General features: G+C 34.8%; 1 protein-coding gene. It reads left to right on the top strand.

Annotated features, from left to right (window positions below):
• The coding region (locus tag OIZ54_RS20260; RefSeq protein WP_264391153.1) for a hypothetical protein at positions 1-558 on the top strand (558 nt) is incomplete at its 5' end.
• Positions 559-627: the final 69 nt, after the last annotated feature.

Raw genomic sequence — 627 nt, 5'->3', positions numbered from 1 at the left:
GCCATTATTGTAAAAAGCAAAGCTAAAAAACGATTAACAAGGGATGACGCTATCGGGTTTACAATTGCCAGTTTTTTATTTTTTTGGCTTATAAAATTAATTATCGGTGGGATAGGGTACCTTTTTAGCGAAAATGCCGCGAATGGTTCAGCGGCCGACATAGGCCAGCAAGCTTTTTCATCAACTTCAGGTGAGCTTTTAAACTGGGGGTATTTATATTATCAGTTTTGGCCAACGCTATACTTTTCACTATCTATGCTAACCACTTTAGTTATAAAAATAATTGAAAGCCGGTTTGATAAACATTCAATTTCAGGCTCGCTGTTAATTTTGGGTGCAGTTTTAGCTGGCGTATCACCGTTATTTGGCAATGCTTTTATTTTAGGTGTGATAGCTAACTTTTTTATATTTTTTGTTGTGTGTACGGCATGCATAGAAATTGATAAAAAGAGCGACCCTTCAGCCGGTGCTATTAGTATTATGTATGCTTTTTTGCTTATGGGCGGCATCATGTTTAGTGGCATTGGTAAATTAATATATACACTATTTTATAATTAGATTAGTGATTGTTTTTTGATTAAAAAACATGCAGTATAATTGTACCTAATTAGACCCCTACTTTTTCAG

Origin of the sequence: Pseudoalteromonas sp. A3 (genome assembly GCF_025942345.1) — a bacterium.
Taxonomy (GTDB): Bacteria; Pseudomonadota; Gammaproteobacteria; order Enterobacterales; family Alteromonadaceae; genus Pseudoalteromonas; species Pseudoalteromonas atlantica.
Note: the sequence above shows the minus strand (reverse complement) of the source record. Positions and strands in the feature narration are given on the sequence as shown.